This window comes from Nonomuraea aurantiaca (assembly GCF_020215705.1).
Taxonomy (GTDB): domain Bacteria; phylum Actinomycetota; class Actinomycetes; order Streptosporangiales; family Streptosporangiaceae; genus Nonomuraea; species Nonomuraea aurantiaca.
Genome location: NZ_JAIWNB010000001.1, coordinates 765,089 through 784,482, shown reverse-complemented (window position 1 = coordinate 784,482; position 19,394 = coordinate 765,089). Strand labels below are relative to the sequence as shown.

The 19,394-nt window shown below is 71.1% G+C and carries 18 protein-coding genes; 5 read left to right on the top strand and 13 right to left on the bottom strand.

Features of this window, described 5'->3' with window-relative positions; translation table 11 throughout:
- Positions 1–32: 32 nt before the first annotated feature.
- Positions 33–1,181: a DegT/DnrJ/EryC1/StrS family aminotransferase gene (locus tag LDL49_RS03595; protein WP_225289417.1), complete on the bottom strand. Its 1,149-nt coding sequence runs from the start codon at positions 1,179–1,181 to the stop codon at positions 33–35.
- Between the two features lie 39 nt (positions 1,182–1,220).
- Between LDL49_RS03595 and LDL49_RS03590 the strand changes: the two genes are divergently transcribed.
- Positions 1,221–2,447 carry a hypothetical protein gene (locus tag LDL49_RS03590; RefSeq protein WP_372470340.1) on the top strand — a complete coding sequence of 409 codons (1,227 nt, stop codon included), beginning with the start codon at positions 1,221–1,223 and terminating at the stop codon, positions 2,445–2,447.
- Between the two features lie 86 nt (positions 2,448–2,533).
- On the opposite strand, the gene LDL49_RS03585 is transcribed toward LDL49_RS03590, so the two are convergent.
- From LDL49_RS03585 to LDL49_RS03560, 6 genes are all read right to left on the bottom strand, one after another.
- Positions 2,534–3,589: a dihydrodipicolinate synthase family protein gene (locus LDL49_RS03585; RefSeq protein WP_225289415.1), complete on the bottom strand. Its 1,056-nt coding sequence runs from the start codon at positions 3,587–3,589 to the stop codon at positions 2,534–2,536.
- Positions 3,590–3,626: 37 nt separating this feature from the next.
- On the bottom strand, positions 3,627–4,631 hold the full coding sequence (locus LDL49_RS03580; protein ID WP_225289414.1) for an NAD-dependent epimerase/dehydratase family protein: 1,005 nt from the start codon (positions 4,629–4,631) through the stop codon (positions 3,627–3,629).
- A gap of 177 nt (positions 4,632–4,808) precedes the next feature.
- The gene (locus LDL49_RS03575) at positions 4,809–5,696 is read right to left on the bottom strand and encodes a Gfo/Idh/MocA family protein (RefSeq protein ID WP_225289413.1); all 888 of its coding nucleotides are present in this window, start codon (positions 5,694–5,696) and stop codon (positions 4,809–4,811) included.
- Between the two features lie 52 nt (positions 5,697–5,748).
- Entirely contained in the window at positions 5,749–7,557 is a 1,809-nt protein-coding gene (locus tag LDL49_RS03570) for a hydantoinase B/oxoprolinase family protein (protein ID WP_225289412.1), read from the bottom strand.
- The gene (locus tag LDL49_RS03565) at positions 7,550–9,556 is read right to left on the bottom strand and encodes a hydantoinase/oxoprolinase family protein (protein ID WP_225289411.1); all 2,007 of its coding nucleotides are present in this window, start codon (positions 9,554–9,556) and stop codon (positions 7,550–7,552) included. The genes LDL49_RS03570 and LDL49_RS03565 overlap by 8 nt, the downstream gene beginning before the upstream one ends.
- A 6-nt stretch (positions 9,557–9,562) precedes the next feature.
- Complete coding sequence (locus LDL49_RS03560) at positions 9,563–9,934, bottom strand: hypothetical protein (RefSeq protein WP_225289410.1); 372 nt, start codon at positions 9,932–9,934, stop codon at positions 9,563–9,565.
- 76 nt (positions 9,935–10,010) lie between these two features.
- On the opposite strand from LDL49_RS03560, the gene LDL49_RS03555 reads away from it, so the two are divergent.
- Entirely contained in the window at positions 10,011–10,646 is a 636-nt protein-coding gene (locus LDL49_RS03555; RefSeq protein ID WP_225289409.1) for a thymidine kinase, read from the top strand.
- 135 nt (positions 10,647–10,781) lie between these two features.
- Here LDL49_RS03555 and LDL49_RS03550 read toward each other — a convergent pair whose 3' ends face one another.
- Positions 10,782–11,186, bottom strand: a complete 405-nt coding sequence (locus tag LDL49_RS03550) for a MarR family winged helix-turn-helix transcriptional regulator (protein ID WP_225289408.1) — start codon at positions 11,184–11,186, stop codon at positions 10,782–10,784.
- Between the two features lie 59 nt (positions 11,187–11,245).
- Between LDL49_RS03550 and LDL49_RS03545 the strand changes: the two genes are divergently transcribed.
- Positions 11,246–12,115: an LLM class flavin-dependent oxidoreductase gene (locus LDL49_RS03545; protein ID WP_225289407.1), complete on the top strand. Its 870-nt coding sequence runs from the start codon at positions 11,246–11,248 to the stop codon at positions 12,113–12,115.
- A gap of 132 nt (positions 12,116–12,247) precedes the next feature.
- Here LDL49_RS03545 and LDL49_RS03540 read toward each other — a convergent pair whose 3' ends face one another.
- The 5 genes from LDL49_RS03540 to tnpA all read right to left on the bottom strand — a co-directional run bounded on the left by LDL49_RS03540 (position 12,248) and on the right by tnpA (position 16,643).
- Positions 12,248–12,919, bottom strand: coding sequence for a DsbA family oxidoreductase (locus LDL49_RS03540; RefSeq protein ID WP_225289406.1), 672 nt, complete (start codon positions 12,917–12,919; stop codon positions 12,248–12,250).
- A 297-nt stretch (positions 12,920–13,216) separates the two neighbouring features.
- Positions 13,217–14,113, bottom strand: coding sequence for a hypothetical protein (locus LDL49_RS03535; RefSeq protein WP_225289405.1), 897 nt, complete (start codon positions 14,111–14,113; stop codon positions 13,217–13,219).
- Between the two features lie 118 nt (positions 14,114–14,231).
- Positions 14,232–14,945 (bottom strand): SRPBCC family protein, encoded by a 714-nt coding sequence (locus tag LDL49_RS03530; protein WP_225289404.1) that lies wholly within the window; start codon positions 14,943–14,945, stop codon positions 14,232–14,234.
- Between the two features lie 57 nt (positions 14,946–15,002).
- Positions 15,003–16,292 (bottom strand): RNA-guided endonuclease InsQ/TnpB family protein, encoded by a 1,290-nt coding sequence (locus LDL49_RS03525; protein ID WP_225289403.1) that lies wholly within the window; start codon positions 16,290–16,292, stop codon positions 15,003–15,005.
- A gap of 6 nt (positions 16,293–16,298) precedes the next feature.
- A complete protein-coding gene (gene tnpA / locus LDL49_RS03520) occupies positions 16,299–16,643 on the bottom strand; it encodes an IS200/IS605 family transposase (RefSeq protein WP_308016061.1) in 345 nt (114 codons plus the stop codon).
- 226 nt (positions 16,644–16,869) lie between these two features.
- On the opposite strand from tnpA, the gene LDL49_RS03515 reads away from it, so the two are divergent.
- Positions 16,870–17,811, top strand: a complete 942-nt coding sequence (locus tag LDL49_RS03515; RefSeq protein WP_225289402.1) for a polysaccharide deacetylase family protein — start codon at positions 16,870–16,872, stop codon at positions 17,809–17,811.
- A 239-nt stretch (positions 17,812–18,050) separates the two neighbouring features.
- Positions 18,051–19,394, top strand: coding sequence for a cytochrome ubiquinol oxidase subunit I (locus LDL49_RS03510; RefSeq protein ID WP_225289401.1), 1,344 nt, complete (start codon positions 18,051–18,053; stop codon positions 19,392–19,394).

Below are 19,394 nucleotides of genomic sequence, written 5' to 3'. Positions count from 1 at the left end.
GGCGATACCTGAACGTAACTACGGTCACCGGGTCAACTCGCGGTGAAGCGGGTGATCTCGCGGGCGACGGCGTCGGCGTGCTCGGCCGTGTAGTTCTCGTTCCAGTCGATGATCAGCAGCGTCTCGGCGACCAGGCGTTCGGCCTCGGGACACGGGTTCGGGACGTAGCCGTCGAGCGGGTAGCGCGCGGAGCCGTAGACGGGCCGATCCCACAGCGGGGCGCGGTTCAGCGGCTCCTCCAGGTAGCCGGCCCGCGCGGGTATCCCGGCCGCGGCCAGGTGCGCGGCCAACTCCCGGGCGTCACCCTCGGGCCGCACGATGGGGAACAGCCACCAGGCGTGCCCCTCCGGGCGCGGCAGCCGCACCCCTGGCAGGCCCTGAAGGGCGTCCAGCAGCCGTACGGCCGTGCTCCGGCGGGCCGCGACCACGCCGGGCAGCTTGGCGAGCTGGGCCCGCGCCACGGCGGCCTGCAGCTCGGTCATGCGGTAGTTCAGGCCGAAACCGGCGTGCGAGCGCCCGGCCGCCCGGTCCCAGCCCTTGTCGGCGAACAGCCGCATGCGGCGCGCCAGCTCGTCGTCCTCGGTGAGCGCCAGGCCGCCGTCGCCGCAGGTGATGTGCTTCCACTGCTGCAGGCTGAGGGTGGCGACGTCGCCCGCCGTGCCCGCCGGCCGCCCGTCCGGCAGCTCGGCGAGCCACGCCTGGGCGCAGTCCTCGATCAGCGCGAGGCCGTGCTCGTCGGCCAGCGCCCGCAGCTCGGCCACCCGGGCGGGCGCGCCGAACAGGTGCACGGCCATGATCGCCCGAGTCCGGGGGCCGATCAGCTTGGCCACCGCACCGGGGTCGAGATTGCCGTCCGAGGGATCTACATCCGCGAAGACAGGGACCGCGTTCTGCGCCAGGATGGGGGCCACGGTCCCGAAGTCGGTGATCGGCGTCGTGATGATCTCGTCTCCGGGGTCCGGCGCAGCCGCCACGACCGACAGATGGAGGGCCGCGGTGCCGGAGCTGCACGCGACCGCGTGGCGCACGCCGTACAGTGCGGCTACCTCGCGTTCGAGCGCTCGCGTCTCGGTCCCCCAGACGGAGCTGAGCATGCCCGAGCGGATCACCCGCGCCGCGGCGGCCACCTCCTCGTCGCCGAGCGTACGGCCGGCGGCCTCGGCCATCGACGGGAACTTCACAGGGGCACCTCACAAGATATAATTGCGGTCTTGACCGAAATGAGTGAGAGGGAGGCGTGGGTGGGAATCGTCATCGGGGTCGTCGGCCCGCATGATCTGGTCGACGACGTCGCGGCCATCTGCGAGGAGCAGCCCGGTGTCACCGCGCTGCGCCTCGACTACGACCACGAGTCGCAGGCGCCCGCGATCGTCGAGGCGCACGCCGCCGCCGTGGAAGGGTGGCTGTTCACCGGCATCGTCCCGTACATGCTCTCCCGTGACGCCGAGGCGCTGAGCCGGGCCGCCGCGTTCGTCGACTACTCGGGCGCGACGCTGCTCAGCGCCCTGGTACGCCTGCAGCACGAGGGCCAGGACGTCACCGGGCTGTCGATCGACACGCTGCCCGCTGCCGACGTGGTGGCCACGTTCGCCGAGGCCGGGCTGCCCGCCGACACGCTCAGGACGCTGCCCTACCGACCGGAGATGACCTCCAAGAAGGCGATCGCCTTCCACCGGCGCGGCCCCGCCCATCCGGTGATCACCTGCCTGAGCTCGGTGCACGAGGCGCTGCGCGGCGAGATGCACGTGCTGCGCCTGGCGCCCTCCGTCCACTCGGTCCGGGTGGCGCTGCGCCAGCTGCTGCTGACCGCCGAGGGGCAGGCGCAGGAGGACGCGCAGATCGCGCTCGGGCTGATCGAGGTCGAGAACGAGGAGGGGCTGCTGCGCGAGGCCACCGCGCTGGGCGGCACGCTGGCCGCCTTCCGGGGCGGCACCCACCTCCTGGTCACCACCCGGGGCCCGCTGCACGACGCCACGGGCGGCTTCACCGGCCTGCCCATGCTGAGCCGCCTCGCGGCGCAGAACCAGGTGGTACGCGTGGGTTTCGGGCTGGGCCGCAGCGCGGCGGAGGCGGAGAGCCTGGCCCGCCGGGCCCTGGCCCGCGCCCGGCGCATCGGCGACATCGCGGCGGTGCTGTCGTTGCGCGCCGACACGGACATCGTCCTGGAGTCGGTGGCCGGGGTCCCGGAGTCGGAGCGCAACCTCTCGGTCATCGCCCGCCGCGTGGGGCTGTCGGTGGCGACGATCGAGCGGCTGCTGGAGGCGCGGACGGCGGCGGGCGACGAGCCGCTCACCACCAGGGAGATCGCCGACCGCCTCGACGTCCAGCAGCGCACGGCCCGGCGCATGCTGCACCGGCTGGAGCTGGCCGGACTGGCCGAGCGCACGGGCAACCTCACCAGCGGCTCCAGCGGCCGCCCCCTGACCCTGTACCGCCTCACACTCTGAGGCGGCGGGCTCGGGGACGGCTGACTCGGGGACGGCCGGTTTGGGGACGGCCGCCTCGGGGACGGCGCCGCCGGCTCGCATGAGGATCAGGCGAGCCAGCGCGACAGACCGGCGCTGACGAAGTCGTCGTCCCGTAGCCAGGGGTAGGCGGCCCAGACCCGGTCGAGCTCCGCGAGCTGGCCCGGTGAGAGCTCCTCCGCCGGGTCCAGGCACCAGCGGCCCGCCAGCAGCCCCTGGCGGCGCAGCACCTCGTGGATGCCGGGGATGCAGCCGTGGAAGCCGTTGGCCGAGTCGAAGATGGCGGCGTTGGCGTCGGTGAGGTGGCCGTCGAGGGTGAGCAGCCGTCGCATGGCCGTGTTGTCGCCCGAGCGGGCCAGTTTGGCCTCCTCCAGTAGTTCGACCGCCCGCCGTACCCATACCGCCCACTGACCGAGCAGCCCGCCGACGAACTCGATCTCCACCTCGTGCCCGTCCACGACGACCCGGTGGGTGGTGACGAGATCGGCCAGGATGTGGTCGTCGTTGCCGGTGTAGAGGGCGACCTCGGCCGCGCGACCGGCCCGGACCACGCCGTGGAGCACGTCGAGGGTGCGATAGCGGTCGAAGGGGGCGACCTTGATGCCCACCACGGACTCGATCGCCGCCAACCTGGTCCAGAAATTCCGCGACAAGGGGCGTCCGCCGACCGCGGTCTGCAGGTAGAAGCCGATCACCGGCAGCACCTCGCCCACCGCCCGCGCCCGCTCGATCAGCCCGTCCTCGCCCAGCTCCCGGCACGGGCTCAGCAGCACCATGTGGTAGCCGAGCGACCTGGCCAGCTCGGCCTCCGCCACGGCCTGCCGCGTGGACCCGGTCGCGCCCGCCACCAGGAGCACCTCGCGCTCGTACTCCCCCGCGGTCCGCGCGGCCAGCTCCAGCACCGGCGGCAGGAGGTCGGTGCCGTGGATGGCGAACTGCGTGGTGTGCACGCCCACCGCCAGCCCGCCCGCGCCCGCCTCGACGTAGTAGCGGGTCAGCGCCCGCTGCCGGCGCTCGTCCAGCTTCCGGTCCTCGGTCAGCGCCAGCGGGTGCGCCGGAATCACCAGGCCGCGCCTGAACAGCTCGCGCACGGACGTCTGCGCCTCTGGAATCGTGCTGAGCACGTCGGATCCCCCTCGGGTCAATGGGCCGGGCACGCGGCTAGAAGCGGCCGTCACGGCGTTCGAACTTGGTGGGCTTGCCGAGCAGCGGGCCGCCGTCGGCCACCCAGCGCGCCGTGTGCTCGATCAGCTCGGCGGGCGTCAGCTCGGGGTAGCCGAACAGGCGGTGGCACTTGCCGGCGTTCGACAGCAGCGCGGTGGGCGCCTCCTCGCCGCTGAACACCGGCTCCTTGCCCAGCGCCGCGCCGAGGTCCAGCGCCGCCTGCCGGACCGAGATCAGCTCGGGCCCGGTCACGTTGAGCACGTACGGCGGCGACTCGGCGAGCAGCAGCGAGCGGAGCACGACCTCGTTGGCGTAGCCCTGCCAGACCACGTTGACCTGGCCGGTGGCCAGATCGATCGGCTCCCCGGCCAGGATCTTCCCGGCCAGGTCGACGAGCACGCCGTAGCGCAGCTCGACGGCGTAGTTGAGCCGCAGCAGCGACATGCGCGTGCCGTACGCCTCCGCGAAGTGCGACAGCACCCGCTCCCTGCCGAGGCAGCTCATCGCGTAGTCGCCGACGGGCCCGGTCGGCGAGCCCTCGGTGCTGCCGCCGCCGACGGGGACCAGCGGGTAGACGTTGCCGGTGGACAGGGCGGCGATCCTGGCGTCCCTGAACCTGTCGGCGACCCTGCCCGGCAGGTAGGCGTTGGTGAACCAGGTGGCGTGCTCCCGGCCCTCGGTGCCGAACTTGGCGCCGACCAGGAACACCACGTTCGGCGCGTCGGGCAGGTCGCGCAGCGCCCCCTCGTCGGCCACGTCGGCGGCCACCACGGTGGCGCCGTCGTCCTGGAGTGCCCGGGCCAGCCCGGGTTCGGAGAACCGGGACACCGCGATGATCCGCCGGTCTCCACGCGTGGCGTTGAGCGCCAGCCGGACCAGGCTCGGGCCGAGCTTGCCGCCCGCGCCGAGGATCAGGATGTCGCCGTCGAGCCTGCTCAGGTCGTCGACGAGGGCGGCGCCCGGCCGCGCCAGCCGCTCCTCGAGTTCCGCTGTGGTCCGCACGCGGTCTACCTCCGTTACGTCATTTACGGTCCAGACCGTAACTGCGCCGGAGTTCGGCTGTCAATGGGCGCGCTCGGGCGCCTGCGGGCGGGCGTCCTCGGACACCTGGGGGCGGGCCTCCTCGGACACTGTGGCGGGCGTCCTCGGGTGCCGGTCAGCGGACGGTTCGCGCGCCGGTCATCGCGTGGTTTCGCGGGCCGCGACCAGGACCTCCAGGATCGCCCGGGTCTGCGCCCACAGGACGGGGCTCGGCGCGCCCCCGATCATGGCCAGGAACGCCTCGATGGTCCCCTCGTAGCCCAGGCCCTTGACGTGGTCGTCGCCGCCCTCGATCACGACGGTGTCGGTGCCGCCGCGCCGGTGGACGGTGACGGCGTAGGACTCCTCGTCGGAGACGCCGAGGATCTCGACCGTGCCCGTGACGCCGCTGTCCCAGCGCAGGGCCATGACGCCGGTGTCCTCCGAGCGCAGGCCCGCGTAGTGCCTGGTGGCCGAGGCCGCGCCCACCAGCCTCACGTCCGGGCCGAAGAGCGCGACCAGCAGCTCTACGCCGTGGATCCCCATGGTCACCAGCGTCCCGCCGCCCTCGCCGGGGGTGTCCTGCCAGGCGTTGTAGCCACCGGCCCAGAGGCCGACGTCATGCCGTACGGTGGCCCGGACCGCGAGCACGTCGGCGGGGTCCACCCGCAGCCCGGCGAAGGCCGGGGCGAAGCGGAGCACCGAGCTGGACAGCACGCGGTCGTGGATCCGCAGCAGGTCCAGCTCGCGCAGCTGGGCGCGGGTGGCGACGGCGGGCTTGTTCACGAAGCAGGCCGCGCCGGTGCCGAGCACGGCCGCCAGGGCCTCGGGCACGCGCGGGCTCGGCACGGTCAGCACGACGCCGTCGGGCTCGGCGGCCAGCAGCGCGGCCAGGCTCGGCAGCACCTCGGCGCCGGGGTGCTCCCCGGTGAAGCGGCTCAGCCGCTCCGGGTCCTCCTCCCACACCAGCAGGTCCGCGTGGCGGGCCAGGGTACGGGCGTCGGTGAAGGGATGACTGGTGGCGAGACCGGCTAGGGCGACACGCATGGCTGGCTCCATTTCACGACATGTCAGGAAATGGAGCCCATCATGGCATCCGCTAAAGCTCGTCCACCTCCGCGTGGGAGCGGCCGCCCGACAGCTTCGGATAGCCGGGGCCACGGTCGAAGAAGCGGCCCGCCGGCGGACGCAGATTGGCGCGGAGCTCGGCGGTGCCCTGCTCGTCGATGCGGTCGCCGTCCAGCACCACGCCGTAGTCGCCCAGGGCGCCGGCGATCGACACCTTGCCGTCGCGGACGTCCGCCGCCACGGCGCGCGGGTCCCGGTCGTACGGTGAGCCCCAACCGCCGCCCCCGGTGGTGCGGATGCGGATGGTCTCGCCCGCCTGCACCTGGTGGTCGTCCACCAGGCCCTCCATCTCCTTGCCCGCGATCTCGACCCGGAACGGCCGCCCGGCCAGCCCGCCGTTGACGCCCCAGCACGACAGGATCGACCGGTCGGCGATCGACATGTACGAGGCGTCCCTGAGCATCCTGATGTGCTTGTCGTAGCCGAGCCCGCCCCTGAACATGCCCGGCCCGCCCGAGTCGCAGGCCAGCGCCAGCCGCTCGACCCGGAACGGCCAGCGCGCCTCGGCGAACTCCACCGGGATGTTGCGCGAGTCGGGCACCACGTGGATGGTGTCCTCACCGTCGGCGTACCAGCGCCCGCCGGAACCGCCGCCGAGGACCTCCCGCATCAGGTACGGCACGCCGTCGGCGTCTGCGCCGTGGACGCCGGTGTAGCGGATCGTCTCCTGGTCGGCCGGCATGCGGCCGCCGGTGGCCTTGGCCAGCACGCCCGCCAGCACGCCGAGCAGGCGCAGGATCACGAACGTCCGCGCGTTGGTGGGCGCGGGGAAGATCGGGGTGAGCAGCGTCCCCTTCTCCGGGAAGACCATCTCGATCAGGGGGACGACGCCCTCGTTGACGTCCAGCTCGGCCATGCGCTCCGGGGTGTCGGCGAGGTTGCGCAGGATGGGGGCCAGCCACTTCTTCAGGAACACACCGTCGGCGTAGTCGCCCGCGTGGTTGATCGGCCCCTTGGCCTGCGGTGACGTGCCGGTGAAGTCGATCTTCAGCGGGGCGTCCGCCGCGTGGTCGACGGTGAGCGTGATCCGCTGGGCGTGCAGCCGCGGCTCGTCCACGCCGTCGTGCTCGGCGTAGTCCTCCCAGGTGTAGGTGCCCTCGGGGATCTTGGCCAGCAGCTCGCGCCGGAACGTCTCCGTCGTCTTGCCGATGATCGCGTCGAAGCACTCCTCGACCTCGGCCCGGCCGTACCTGTCGAACAGCTCGCCCAGGCGGCGCGCCCCCATGAGGCAGGCCGAGCACTCGGCGTCGAGGTCGCCCGCCAGCGAGTCGGGCATGCGCGAGTTGCGGGTCATGATGCGCAGCGCGGCCTCGTTGGGCACGCCCGCGTCCCACAGCTTGATCGGCGGGACCATCAGCCCCTCCTCGTACACGCTGCGCGCGTGCGAGGGCATCGAGCCGGGCACGGAGCCGCCGATGTCGTCGTGGTGCCCGAACGCCTGCACGAAGGCCACCACAGAGCCCTCGTGGAAGACCGGGACGGTGACGCACAGGTCGGGCAGGTGGCCGATCCCGCCTTCCGACAGGTAGACGTCGTTGTGGAAGAAGACGTCGCCGGGCTTCATCTCCTCGATCGGGAAGTCGCGGACGATCGGCTGGACGAGCGCGCTGTAGGAGCGGCCGGTCAGCTTGCGCAGCCGCGCGTCGTGGATGCCCGCGCGGAAGTCGTGCGCGTCGCGGATCATCGGCGAGCGGGCGGTACGCGCGATCGCGGTCTCGACCTCCTTCTCCACGGAGGCCAGGGTGCCCTCGACGATCTCGACGAGGATCGGGTCAGCCACGCCGCACCTCCACGTTGCCGTAGTCGTCCACCTGGGCGGTGAAGCCGGGATGGATGGGGATCGTCGAGCCGTACTCCTCGATGACCGCCGGGCCCTCGACCACCGTGCCCGGGTCCAGGTCGGACCGCTGGTGGATCGGCGTGTCGGCGGCCGAGTCGAAGTGCACGCTCCTGGTCGCCGCCGCGGGCCGCTCGCCGGCGTGGGGCTCCCTGCGGCGGATGGCCGGGCGGGTGATGGGACCGATGCCGGAGACGCGCAGGTTGACCCATTCGACGCCGTGCCGCTCGTCGTCGCGGTAACCGTAGCCGTAGAGCTTCTCGTGCGCCTGGTGGAAGCGGTCCAGCACCTCCCGGCGCCACTCCTCGTCCACCTCGCCCGCCGGTGCGGCCACGCGCACCTCGTACGCCTGGCCGTAGTAGCGCAGGTCGGCGCTGCGGGCGTAGACCGGCTCGTCGAAGCCCTCCCGGTCGAGCGCCTGCGCCGCCTCGCCCTCCAGCTCGCGGAAGATCTCCCCGGCCGTCGCGGGTGACAGGTCGCGGGTGACGTGCGTACGCACATAGTCGTTCTTGACGTCCACCGTGAGCAGGCCGAACGCCGAGACGTTGCCCGGATCGGGCGGGACGACCACCGCGGGCAGCCCCAGGATGTCGATCAGCCGGCAGGCCAGCAGCGGCCCCGAGCCGCCGAACGTCACCAGCGGGAAGTCCCGCACGTCGAGCCCGCGCTTGACGGTGAGCTGCCGGATGGCGTTGCTCTGGTTGAACGCGCTGATCTCCAGGATGCCCGTCGCGGTCCGCTCGGCGCTGAGCCCGAGCTTGTCGGCCAGGGCCTGGATGCCGGTGCGCGCGGCCGCCACGTCGAGCGGGATCTCCCCGCCGAGCAGGTGCGGCGGGATGCGGCCGAGGAAGACGTGCGCGTCGGTGACCGTCACCTCGGTGCCGCCCCTGCCGTAGCAGAGCGGTCCCGGATCGGCCCCGGCCGACTTGGGGCCGACCTTCAGCGTGCCTTCGGGCGAGATCCAGGCGATCGAGCCGCCGCCCGCGCCGACGGTGACGATGTCGATCATCGGGATCTTGCACGGGTAGCGGCCGATGACCCCCTCGGTGGTGATGGACGGCTCACCCTCGATCACCACGGAGACGTCGGTGGACGTGCCGCCGCCGTCCAGGGTGATCACCGACGGGTGCCCCGCCGTGGAGGCGATGAGCGCCGCGCCCAGCGCTCCGGCCGCGGGCCCCGACAGCACCGTGGTGATCGGCTGGTTGACGACCTCGCGGGCCGACAGCACGCCGCCGTTGGACTTCATCACCGAGAACGGCATGCCGAGCCGGGCCGACAGGTTGGCCAGGTAGCGGCGCATCGTCGGCTTGACCGCCGCGTCCACGAGCGTGGTGACCGACCGCTCGTACTCGCGGTATTCGCGCAGCACGTCGCTCGACAGCGAGACGATCGCCTCGGGGTGCTCACGGGCCAGCACGTCCCGCATGCGCCGCTCGTGGTCCGGGTTGGCGTACGAGTGCAGGAAGCACACGCCGATCGCGGTGACGCCCTTGGCCCTGAACCAGCGGGCCACCTCGGCGGCCTGCTCCTCGGTGAACGGGCGCACTTCGCCACCGGTGTGGTCCAGCCGCCCCCCGACGGTCTTGACCAGGTGGATCGGGACGATCCTCGGCGGTTTGACCCAGAAGTAGGAGTTGCCATAGCCGTCGGGCACGCTCTGCCTGGCTATCTCCAGGATGAACTCGAAGCCCTCGGTCGTGATGAACCCCAGGTTCGCGATCCGGTCCTCGAGCAGTTGGTTGGTGGCCACAGTGGTGCCGTGCACGACGGAACTCGCGTCGAGCGGCCCCAGCTTCTCGATGCCCTTGACGAACCCGTCGGCCGGGTTCGCGGGGGTCGAGGGGGTCTTGGTCGTGACGATCTCACCGGTCTGGTCGTCCACGGCCACCACATCGGTGAACGTGCCCCCGGTGTCGACTCCAATACGGACGCTACGCATGGCTCCTCAGCTTCGGCGCCGGCCGAGCACTTCATCGATGACCCGGGGCGCGTTCTCAGTGCCAACATAGGCTGCCAAGCGCACCACCAGCTCCTGCGACCTGGCGAGTTCGGCCTCGACCCTGGCCTTGCCCGACTGACCCGCCTGCACGCCGAAGTAGGCGCCGATGATCGTACCCACCACTCCGGCCACGCCCGCGAACAACGCCGCGAACTCCTTCGTGGCGAACACGGCGGCCCCGAAGGCCACCAGCACCGCGACGATCCCCGCCACGACCACAAGGAAGCCGTACCGCCACCTCGTGGCGTCGGCCTGCGCCGCCGTGAGGTCGTCGGCCGTCATCATCGCGTCGAGCGAGGGGGGCTTCTCTGTGACCACGGTTCCTCCTGATAACTCCAGGGGAGAAATCTCCCACGAGGTCAGGTAACAAGCCAAGCCGCTAAGGTGGCCCCCTGTGACCGACACGTTTGCCCTGTCCGCCGTCCCGTCCGGCGCCCGTGATGCCGTACTGAAGTTCTACTTCGGTCCCATGGACTGCGGGAAGTCCACGCTCGCGCTCCAGATGAACTACAACCACGGCCGCCAGGGCCGGCGCGGTCTGGTCCTGACCAAGCACGACCGCTCGGGCGGACCCCAGGTCACCAGCAGGATAGGGCTCGGCCTGGACGCCATCGAGGTCGTGGACTCCCTCGATCTGGTGACGCTCGTGACCGGGCACGACAGGATCGACTACCTGATCTGCGACGAGGTCTGCTTCTACACCGTCGACCAGATCGAACAGCTCGCCGACCTGGTGGACGAGCACGGCATCGACGTCTACGCCTTCGGTCTGGCCTCGGACTTCAGGTCCGTGATGTTCCCGGCGGCACAGCGGCTGTTCGAGCTGGCGGACGAGGTGTGCCGGTTGCAGGTGGAGGTGCTGTGCTGGTGCGGGCGCCCCGGCCAGCTCAACGGGCGGATCGTGGGCGGAGAGCTGGTCCGTACGGGCGAGCAGGTCGTGATCGGCGACACGGACGCGTCACCGGTCCGCTACCAGGTCCTGTGCCGCCGCCACCACCGCTCCGGCCTCCTGGGCGAGGGCACTGTCTGAAGGGTGTCCCTCCAGGGGACCGCGGCCACGACAGACCGTCTTCCTCCCCTCCCCCTGGAGGGGGTTGTCCCACCCTAGGGACCCCAGCCACCACAGACCGGCACAGGGATTGCGGAGCAGTTCCCCGAGCAGTCCCTAGATCAGCTTGTCGAGCAGCTCTCTGAGGCGGGCCGCGTCGTCGGGCGCCAGCTTCGCCAGGAACGCGCGTTCCGCCTCGTCCACGGCCTGACCCCCGTCGCGCAGCGTGTCGCGGCCACGCGGAGTCAGCTCGACCATGTTCTTGCGCCGGTCGTCCGGATGCGGCCGGCGGCTGACCAGCTCCTTGCCCTCGAGCGTGTCGATCATCGCGACCATCGTCGTCCTGTCGATCCGCAGCCGCGTCGCGGCCTCCTGCTGGGACAGCGGGTCGGCCGAGTCGAGCACGTTGAGCACCGCGAGCTCGCGGCCGTCGACGCCGTACGGCTCCAGAGCCGGGCCGGTGTGCTGGGCCAGGCGCAGGTTGGCGTGCTTCAGCAGGTATCCAAGGCGACGTCTCGACACCTCCCGATTCTCGCACTAGCCTAATCGTCAGTAGTGCTGACAATCAGTGGAGCTGTTAAATGCTGAGCTTCGGAATGAAGACCGTCCCGGTCGGCGTCACGTACGACACGCTGCTGCGGACCTGGCAGCAGGCCGACGCGGTTCCCGCCATCGAGCACGCCTGGCTCTGGGACCACATGCTGCCGCTGTTCGGGCCGGTGGACGCGCCGATCCACGAGGGCTGGACGATGCTGGCCGCCCTCGCCACGCGGACCTCCCGCCTCCGGCTGGGGCTCATGGTGACGAGCAACCTCACCCGGCCGCCGGCCGTACTCGCCAAGATCGCGGCGACCGTGGACGCCATCGCGCCCGGCCGGCTGGTCCTCGGCCTCGGCGTCGGCGGCACGCACCAGCCGGGCGACACGCTCGTGCCCAGGGAGTACAACGCGTACGGCCTGCACATCGCCTCCCCCGGCGAGGGCGTTGCGAGGCTGGCCGAGTCGTGCGCGATCATCAAGCGGATGTGGACCGAGGACCGCTTCGACTTCGACGGCCGCTACTACCAACTGCGCGACGTGGTGTGCGCGCCGAAGCCGGCCGTCCCGCCACCGCTGCTGATCGGCGGGTGGGGCGACAGGACGCTCGATGTGGTGGCCGAGCACGCCGACATCTGGAACGTGCCGGGGCCGCCGCACAACACGATCGAGTTCATCCGGGAACGGAACAAGGTGCTCGACGAGAAGTGCGCCGCCATCGGCCGCGACCCGGCGGAGATCACCCGCTCGACCCAACTCGTCGTCTCCACGGAAGACCCCGCCGCCGCCCGGGCAGCGGTCCGGGAGCTCGCGGACGCCGGTCTGACCCACTTCGTCCTCGGCGTCCGCCTACCCGGTCCCGCGAACGTGGCCGAGTGGCTGGCCGAGGAGATCATCGCCTACACGACACGGTAGCGGGGGCCGTCGCTGACATGGCGCGGTGACCGTCGCCGTCGCTGACACGACGCAGCGGCCGTCGTTACCGCGCACACGACGCAGCGACCGTCACCATCACCGCCAAGGCGGCGCAGCAGCCGCCATGTCCTCTCAAACGGCGCAGTAGCCGTCGTCGCAGCCGTCGGCCGGGGGCGCGAGGATGGTCACCGGGGTCTGGCCGGTGCGGGCCGCCACCTCGTCGAGGGCGGCGTCGAACGTCTCCGCCGGCTGCGCTCCCGACACCGCGAACTGCCCCTCGAACAGGAACAGCGGCACACCCGTTATCCCCAGCGCCCGCGCCCGGTCAAGCTGCTCGCGTACCTCCTGCGTGCCCTCACCCGCCGGGTGATCCACGCCCAGCTCGGCGGCCAGCTTCGTGAGCACGTCCTGGTCGCCGACGTTGAGCCCGTCAGTGAAGTGCGCGTGGAACAGCCGATCCACCGCCTCCAGCCCGCACCCCTGCCGGGTGGCGAGTTCGACCAGCCGGTGCGCCTCGAGCGTGTTCGCGCTGATCGCCTGCGAGAAGCGCAGGTCCAGCCCCTCTTCCGCCGCTACGGCGGTGACGTGGGAGGTCATCTGCGTGGCGTTCCCGCCGAACTTCCGCTCCAGGGCCGGGAGCAGCGGCTCGCCTTCGGCGGGGGCGTCCGGGTTCAGCTGGAACGGGCGCATGGTGATGTCCACGATGCCGCCCTTGGCGCGGAATCGGTCGGCGGCCCGGCTGAAGCGGGTGTGGCCGATGTAGCACCAGGGGCAGACGATGTCCGAAAATATCTCGACTTTCACGCTCGACCACAACCTCTACGCCCCGGACCCCATTCCACCGACCTTGGCCGTATGTGCGCGTGATCTTGGCCGGACGCACGCGCGACGTTGGTCGGACACGCACGGCGTTGGCCGTGCTTCCGCGCGGTCTTGGCCATGTGCGCGCCTTGTCCAGGCCGCTTCCCAGCAGACCGCTCCCTGGCGGCCCGCTCCCTGGCGGCCCGCTCCCCGGCGGACCGCTCCCCGGCGGACCGCTCCCCGCAGAGCCGCTCCCCCGCGGGGCTGGTCACCCGTAGGGCCAGCCACCCGCAGGGCCGGTCACCCGGCCGCCAGTTCCTCCAGCCGGTAGGGAAGGTAAGCCGAGTCGTCCACCAGGGCGGAGGCGCCGCGCCACCAGCCGAACCACTCCCCGCTGCGCCACATCCAGTCGACCCGCTCGATCGCCGCCACCACGTCGCCGACCGTCTGCCACCGCTCGCCCAGCTGCTCGCGGGTAGCGCCGTGCCGGAGCGCCCAGGCACGCAGGATGCCGGAGGCGGCGGTGGGCACCTCACGGGCGTACGGGTCGGGGTCCTCGTCCGGCAGCCGGTGCGGCCCGAGCCCGGCCGCCACTCCCCAGCTCCATTGGGCCTCGGCGGGACGCGAGTAGCGCAGCGAGTGGAAGTCGAGGTTCGACCCCAGATCCTCGTCGGGCCGCCGGGTGACCACCGCGTCGAGCCGCCCTCCGGCGTCGAAGTGTACGACGAGCCGCTGCCCCGGCTTCGCCCCGTCCGGCAGGTCGAAGCGGTCCTCGGCCTGCCACGAGTTGAGGTCCACCTGGGCGGCGGGCCGGCCCCACAGCTGGTCGGCCGCGTCGTCGGCGATCCAGGCGGCGAGCATCTCCAGGGCGGTGAGGTCGGTCCACGGCTCGATCGCGACGGCCGTACGCAGCACCTCGTCGGGCGCGGGCAGCTTGCCGCCCCTGGGCCGTGTCCACCACTCCTCACCCAGCTCCCGCGCACCGACCAGCAACGCGGCGATGGCGGCCAGCTCGGCGGACCGCCTGGTGAGAGAGGCGCCGAGCGCCAGGCTCAGACAGCGGCCGACCCGCTCCTCGCCGAGCACGGAGCGCGCGTCGCCGATCAGCGCCTCGGCGGTCGGGCGTTCCTCTCCAAGTAGGTTGCGGATGATTCGCCGGGCCTCGGTTCGTGCGTCTTCAGCGTGTGCCTGCCGCATATAGCCACGCTACGCCTGGAGATCCTTTTCCGCGAGAGCCCATCCCGCGCTCATGAGCAGCCCGTTTGACGACACGACCGCCCTCGGGCACCGGCCGGCCGGTTCAGTGGGGCAACGGTCAATGGCGTGGACGGCGGCCTGCCCGGCCGAACAGCCAGCCCACGGCGACGCCGGTCAGCGCGATGCCCGCCCCCATGCCGAACGACGCCAGCATCACCCACGGCCTCGTCTCGGTGTGGCTCTTGGGCGGGCGCTCGTACACGCCGGACGGTCGTTCGTACACGGCGGCCGCCCGGCGCCCCTCCGCACCCTCGACCTCGTCGGCCGTACGCGCCATCGCGGCTCGCCGGGCGGCCAACTCGTCCACCCCGGCCCCATGCTCGGCCCCGCCCTCCGGGGCGCGCAGGTGGTCCTCGACGGCCGCGAAGAACTCCCCCGCAGTCCTCTTGGCCACCGAGCCGAGCATGCGCTGCCCCACCCCGCCGATCATCCCACCGACGACCGCGTCGGCGTCGTAGTCGACGCGGGTCCCCTCATCGACCTCGCTGAGCCGTACGAGCACGGTGGCCTCCACCGTCCCCGGCGCGCCCTGGCCGCGCGCCCGCAGCACGAAGCTCTCCGGCGCCGACGGTTCGGTCAGCGACACCTCGCCCTGGTAGACGCCCTTGATGGACGCGACCCCCGCCGTCACCGTCATCCGGTACGTGTCCGGCCCCGTCTCCTCCAGGCGCTCGCACCCGGGGATGGTGCGTACCAGCACCGCCGGATCCTGGAGCGCGTCCCACACGCGATGCCTCTCGACGCCGATCATGGCGCTACCTGCGACCTTCACACCGCCACTCTAGGGATCCGTCTGGCGAGTGTTGCCCTTTTGAAGCGCTCCCCACGACTAAAGTCGGGGGATTCCAGCCGGCTCGGGCTCCGTCTGCGCGGTGGCCTGGGCTGCTGTTGCTTGGCGGTTGGCCTTCCGGCCCACGCGGTTGCGTGGTTTGCGCGCCCCAACCCGCACACCCGATCTGAGTTGTGCGTGCTCCGCCCTCCCGGCGGTGAGGATGTTCTTGGCGGCGCTCACGTCGGCGTGCTCGGTGTGTCCGCACGAGGTGCACCGGAAGACCGCTTGACTCTCGCGGGACTTGCGATCCACCACCGTGCACACGTTGCACGTCTGACTCGTATACGCCGGATTGACAGTGATCACGTTGGTGCCCGTGTACCGGGCCTTGCTCCGGGTGGCCAGCTCGATCCGATACCAGCCCTTGTCCAGGATGGAGCGGTTCAGGCCGGTCTTGCTCGCAGCCCCGTTCGGCAGGAACACGCCCGGCCGTTCAGGGTCTGGCCTGGGTTCGACACCGGCAGTCATGTTCCTGGTCGCCAGCGCCTCGAACACCACCAGCTCAAAGCTCGTGGCCAGGGTGTGGGCGGTCTTGGCGGCGAAGTCCTCCCGGCGTCGGCGGATCTTCCGCGCCAGCTCGGCGGCCCGCGCGGCGGCTCTGCTGCGCCGGATGGATCCCTTGGTGGTCCGGGCGAGGTCCCGCTGGAGCTTCTTGGCGTGCCCGACTTCCCGATCCCGGGCGAACACCTGATGGTGAAACAAGCCGTCCGAGCGGGTGACGACCTTGACCACGCCCCGGTCGATACCGACCGCGCTGCCCGGGTTGGCGTGCCGCTCAGGCTCGATCAGGCCGTCTTCGACGAGGAAACTGATGTACCAGTGCTTGCCGTCCCGGCTGATGGTGGCGTTCTTGACCTTCCCGCCCAGCGGGCGGGTGATGCGGAAGCGGACCCAGCCGAACTTGGGCAGTTTCGCCCGCGCCCAGCGCCGGTTCAACCGCTCGATGGCGATCTTGGCGCCCTCAGGAAATCGGAATGACGGCGGATTCCCGGCCTTGGACTTCCAGCGGACCCCCCACGTGCCGTGCCGGGAACACGCCTGGTCCAGGTCGATCAACGTCTGCTGAAGGCAGTGGCCGGGCGCCTCGCCCAGCCACGCGAACTCCTGCTTGGCTTCGGCGAGCTGGCGGGCCTGGTCGTGGTAGCCGATGAACGCACCGCGTCGCCGGTAGGTGCGGCGCTGCTCCAGAGCGGTGTTCCACACGCTGCGGCACGCCCCGCCGATCCGCTCGGCGAACACCACCTGGCCCGAAGCCAGATCCAGGCGGTACTTACGTCCGGTCAGCAACCGCGATCACCGGTTCTTCTGGTTCTCGACGTACCGCTTGACGACCTCCAGCGGCGCCCCGCCGATGGTGGCCACGAAGTAGGAGTTAGTCCACAGCGTCGGCAGCTTCGACCTCAGGCTCGGGAACTCCTGAGGCGCGACGCGCGACGAGCGACCCTTGACGGCCTTGACCAGCTTGTGGATCCCGAACCGCGGACCCACCTCGACCAGCAGGCGCACGTGGTCGGGCATGACCTCCACTTCCACCAGCCACGCCCCCTTCTCCTCGACCACCTCGCCGAGGAGCTGCTTGAGTCGTTCCTTGATCCCTCCACCCAGCACCCGCCTGCGGTACTTGGGACACCACACCACGTGGAAGACGCACTAGAAGGCGATGTCGCTGTTCGTCCGCAACGTCACGGCCATGGATCAAGATACGGCGTTGATATATCTACCGCTCAAAGATTCGACAGAAGGGCTCACCCCCATGGCTTAAGCCAGGGGTCCGCGCCCTAGATCACCGATCGGATGCGCCCGCCTGGCGATCAAGACTGGCAGGATGGGACCGGTGTGCAAGGGGCGAGCCGAGGGACAAGACATGACGATCGTGGCCGATGCGGCCCGAACGGCCCTGATGGGCGATGTGGCCCCTGTGTTCCGGTCCGTCCGCGTTGCCGCCGTGGCGGCGGTCGCGGTCCTGCTGGCTGGCTGCGCGACCAACGGCAGGTCAGGCGGTACGGCGGACGGCCCAGGAGGCGACACCACCGGCGCCGCCCTAGGCAGCACGGCCACCACCGCCGCCCCCAGGTCCGACGCGACCACCCGGCCGCTCGACGGCCCGCCCGGCGCGGTGCCCCGGCGTGGCGAGGTGAAGGAGATCCAGGCCACCGGCTCCTTACCTCCGGTGATCAGCTCCATCCCCACCAACCGCAAGGTCGTCTTCCTGACCATCGACGACGGGTGGGAGCAGGATCCCGGCTTCCTGGCGCAGGTACGTGACCAGCGCATCCCGATCACGGCGTTCGCCATGCGGGACGCGGTGGAGGCCAAGGGCACCCCCGACCCCGCCGGTGGGCCCGGCCGCTTCGTAGGAGCCGGGAAATGGGGATATTTCCGCTCGCTGCGTGACGCCCGCGTACCCGTCGAGAACCACCCCCTGACCCACCCGAACCTCCGCCTCCTCGGCTACGACGCCCAGCGACAGGAGATCTGCGGCGCCTCCATCACCCTCAGGAGGCAGCTGGGGACCAGGCCGACGCTGTTCAGGCCACCGTTCGGCAACTACAACACCGACACGCTCAGGGCCGTCAAGAACTGCGGCCTGAAGTCGGTACTGCTCTGGACGGCCACCGTCCAGCCGGGCGGCAAGATCGCCTACCAGGTACCCGACAAGCGCCTGCGCCCCGGCGACATCCTCCTGCTGCACTTCCGCCCGAACCTGGCCAGGGACTTCCGCATCCTGGTCGACAAGATCAAGCGCCGGGGCTTCGAGCTGGGCAACCTCCAGGCGTACCTGGACGCCGCAACCCCCCGCCGCTGAGACAGCGGGCCATCCCCGCACGTAAGCGAGTTGCCCTGGGCATCGGCGCGGGGTCAGCCCCTGGACGTACGCGGGGATCAGCCCCTCGGTTGACGCGCCCGCCTGCCCCCGTACGCCATCGTGGGACCACCGATCCGCAGGCTTGTGACGAAGATCGCATAGCCGTGCTCTACAAGCTGTAGTACTACTGTAAGTAGACGTACTACAGCTTGTAGAGCTAAGCACCCGGTGGGGGGAAGATGGACGCGCTCGATCTCGCGCGGTGGCAGTTCGGGGTGACCACCGTTTACCACTTTCTGTTCGTGCCGTTGACGATCGGCCTGGGCGTCTTCGTGGCCGGTCTTCAGACCGCCTGGCACCGGACGGGGAAGGAGCACTACCTCCGGCTGACGAAGTTCTTCGGCAAGCTGTTCCTGATCAACTTCGCCATGGGAGTGGTCACCGGCATCGTGCAGGAGTTCCAGTTCGGCATGAACTGGAGCGAATACTCGACCTTCGTCGGCGACGTGTTCGGGGCGCCCCTGGCCATGGAGGCGTTGCTGGCGTTCTTCATGGAGTCCACGTTCCTCGGGCTGTGGATCTTCGGCTGGGAGCGGCTGCCGAAGAAGGTCCACCTGGCGTGCATCTGGGCCGCCGCCATCGGCTCCAACTTGTCCGCGTATTTCATCCTCGCGGCCAACGCCTGGATGAAGCACCCGGTCGGCTACGAGGTGGTCGACGGCCGGGCCAGGATGACCGACCTGTGGGCGGTGCTCACCAACCCCACCGCGATCGCCCAGGTGCCGCACGTCGTCGCCGCCGCCTTCATCGTGGCGGGCGGGTTCGTGCTGGCGGTCAGCGGCTACTGGCTGCTGCGGACGAAGGCCCCCATGTGGCGCAGCGCCGCCCGGGCCGCGCTGGTCATGACCGCACTGGCCGGCGCCGTCGTCGCGGGCACCGGCGACACCTCGGCCCGGCTGCTGTACGAGCAGCAGCCGATGAAGCTCGCCGCCGCCGAGGGCCTCCAGCGCGACACCGCCGGAGCCCCGTTCTCCATCGCCCCCGGCATCGAGATCCCCGGCCTCCTCAGCCTCCTCGCCACCCACGACCCCACCGCCACCGTCCAGGGCACCGAGGACCTGCAGGCCAAGCTGGAGCAGCAGTTCGGCCCCGGCGACTACCGGCCCGACCAGACCATCGTGTTCTGGTCGTTCCGGGTGATGATCGTCTTCGGCCTGACCGCGGTGGCGCTGTCGGTGCTCGGCCTCTGGCTCACCCGCCGCAGGCGCGAGCTGCCCCCGTGGCTGGCCCGGATCATGGTGCTGGCCCTGCCGCTGCCGTTCCTCGCGATGATCTCCGGCTGGCTGCTGAGCGAGATAGGCCGTCAGCCGTGGACGGTGACGGGCGAGCTGCTCACGGCCGCGAGCGTGTCACCTGGGGTGAGCCTCACCGAGGTGGCCATCTCACTCACGATCTTCACGCTCCTGTACGGCGGGCTCGCGGTGGCCGAGGCCGTACTCCTGACCAGGCATGTACGCAAGGGCCCCGAGCAGACGGAGCCCGCCCCCGCGACCGAGCGACTCCAGCCGTCGCTCATGTACTGA

What these genes read in the sequence shown, in the direction of transcription:
- LDL49_RS03515 (WP_225289402.1), top strand. Translation starts at nt 16,870, where the DNA reads ATGACGATCGTGGCCGATGCGGCCCGAACGGCCCTGATGGGCGATGTG.
- LDL49_RS03590 (WP_372470340.1), top strand. Translation starts at nt 1,221, where the DNA reads ATGAGTGAGAGGGAGGCGTGGGTGGGAATCGTCATCGGGGTCGTCGGC.
- LDL49_RS03510 (WP_225289401.1), top strand. Translation starts at nt 18,051, where the DNA reads ATGGACGCGCTCGATCTCGCGCGGTGGCAGTTCGGGGTGACCACCGTT.
- LDL49_RS03535 (WP_225289405.1), bottom strand. Translation starts at nt 14,113, where the DNA reads ATGCGGCAGGCACACGCTGAAGACGCACGAACCGAGGCCCGGCGAATC.
- LDL49_RS03575 (WP_225289413.1), bottom strand. Translation starts at nt 5,696, where the DNA reads ATGCGTGTCGCCCTAGCCGGTCTCGCCACCAGTCATCCCTTCACCGAC.
- LDL49_RS03545 (WP_225289407.1), top strand. Translation starts at nt 11,246, where the DNA reads ATGCTGAGCTTCGGAATGAAGACCGTCCCGGTCGGCGTCACGTACGAC.
- LDL49_RS03565 (WP_225289411.1), bottom strand. Translation starts at nt 9,556, where the DNA reads ATGCGTAGCGTCCGTATTGGAGTCGACACCGGGGGCACGTTCACCGAT.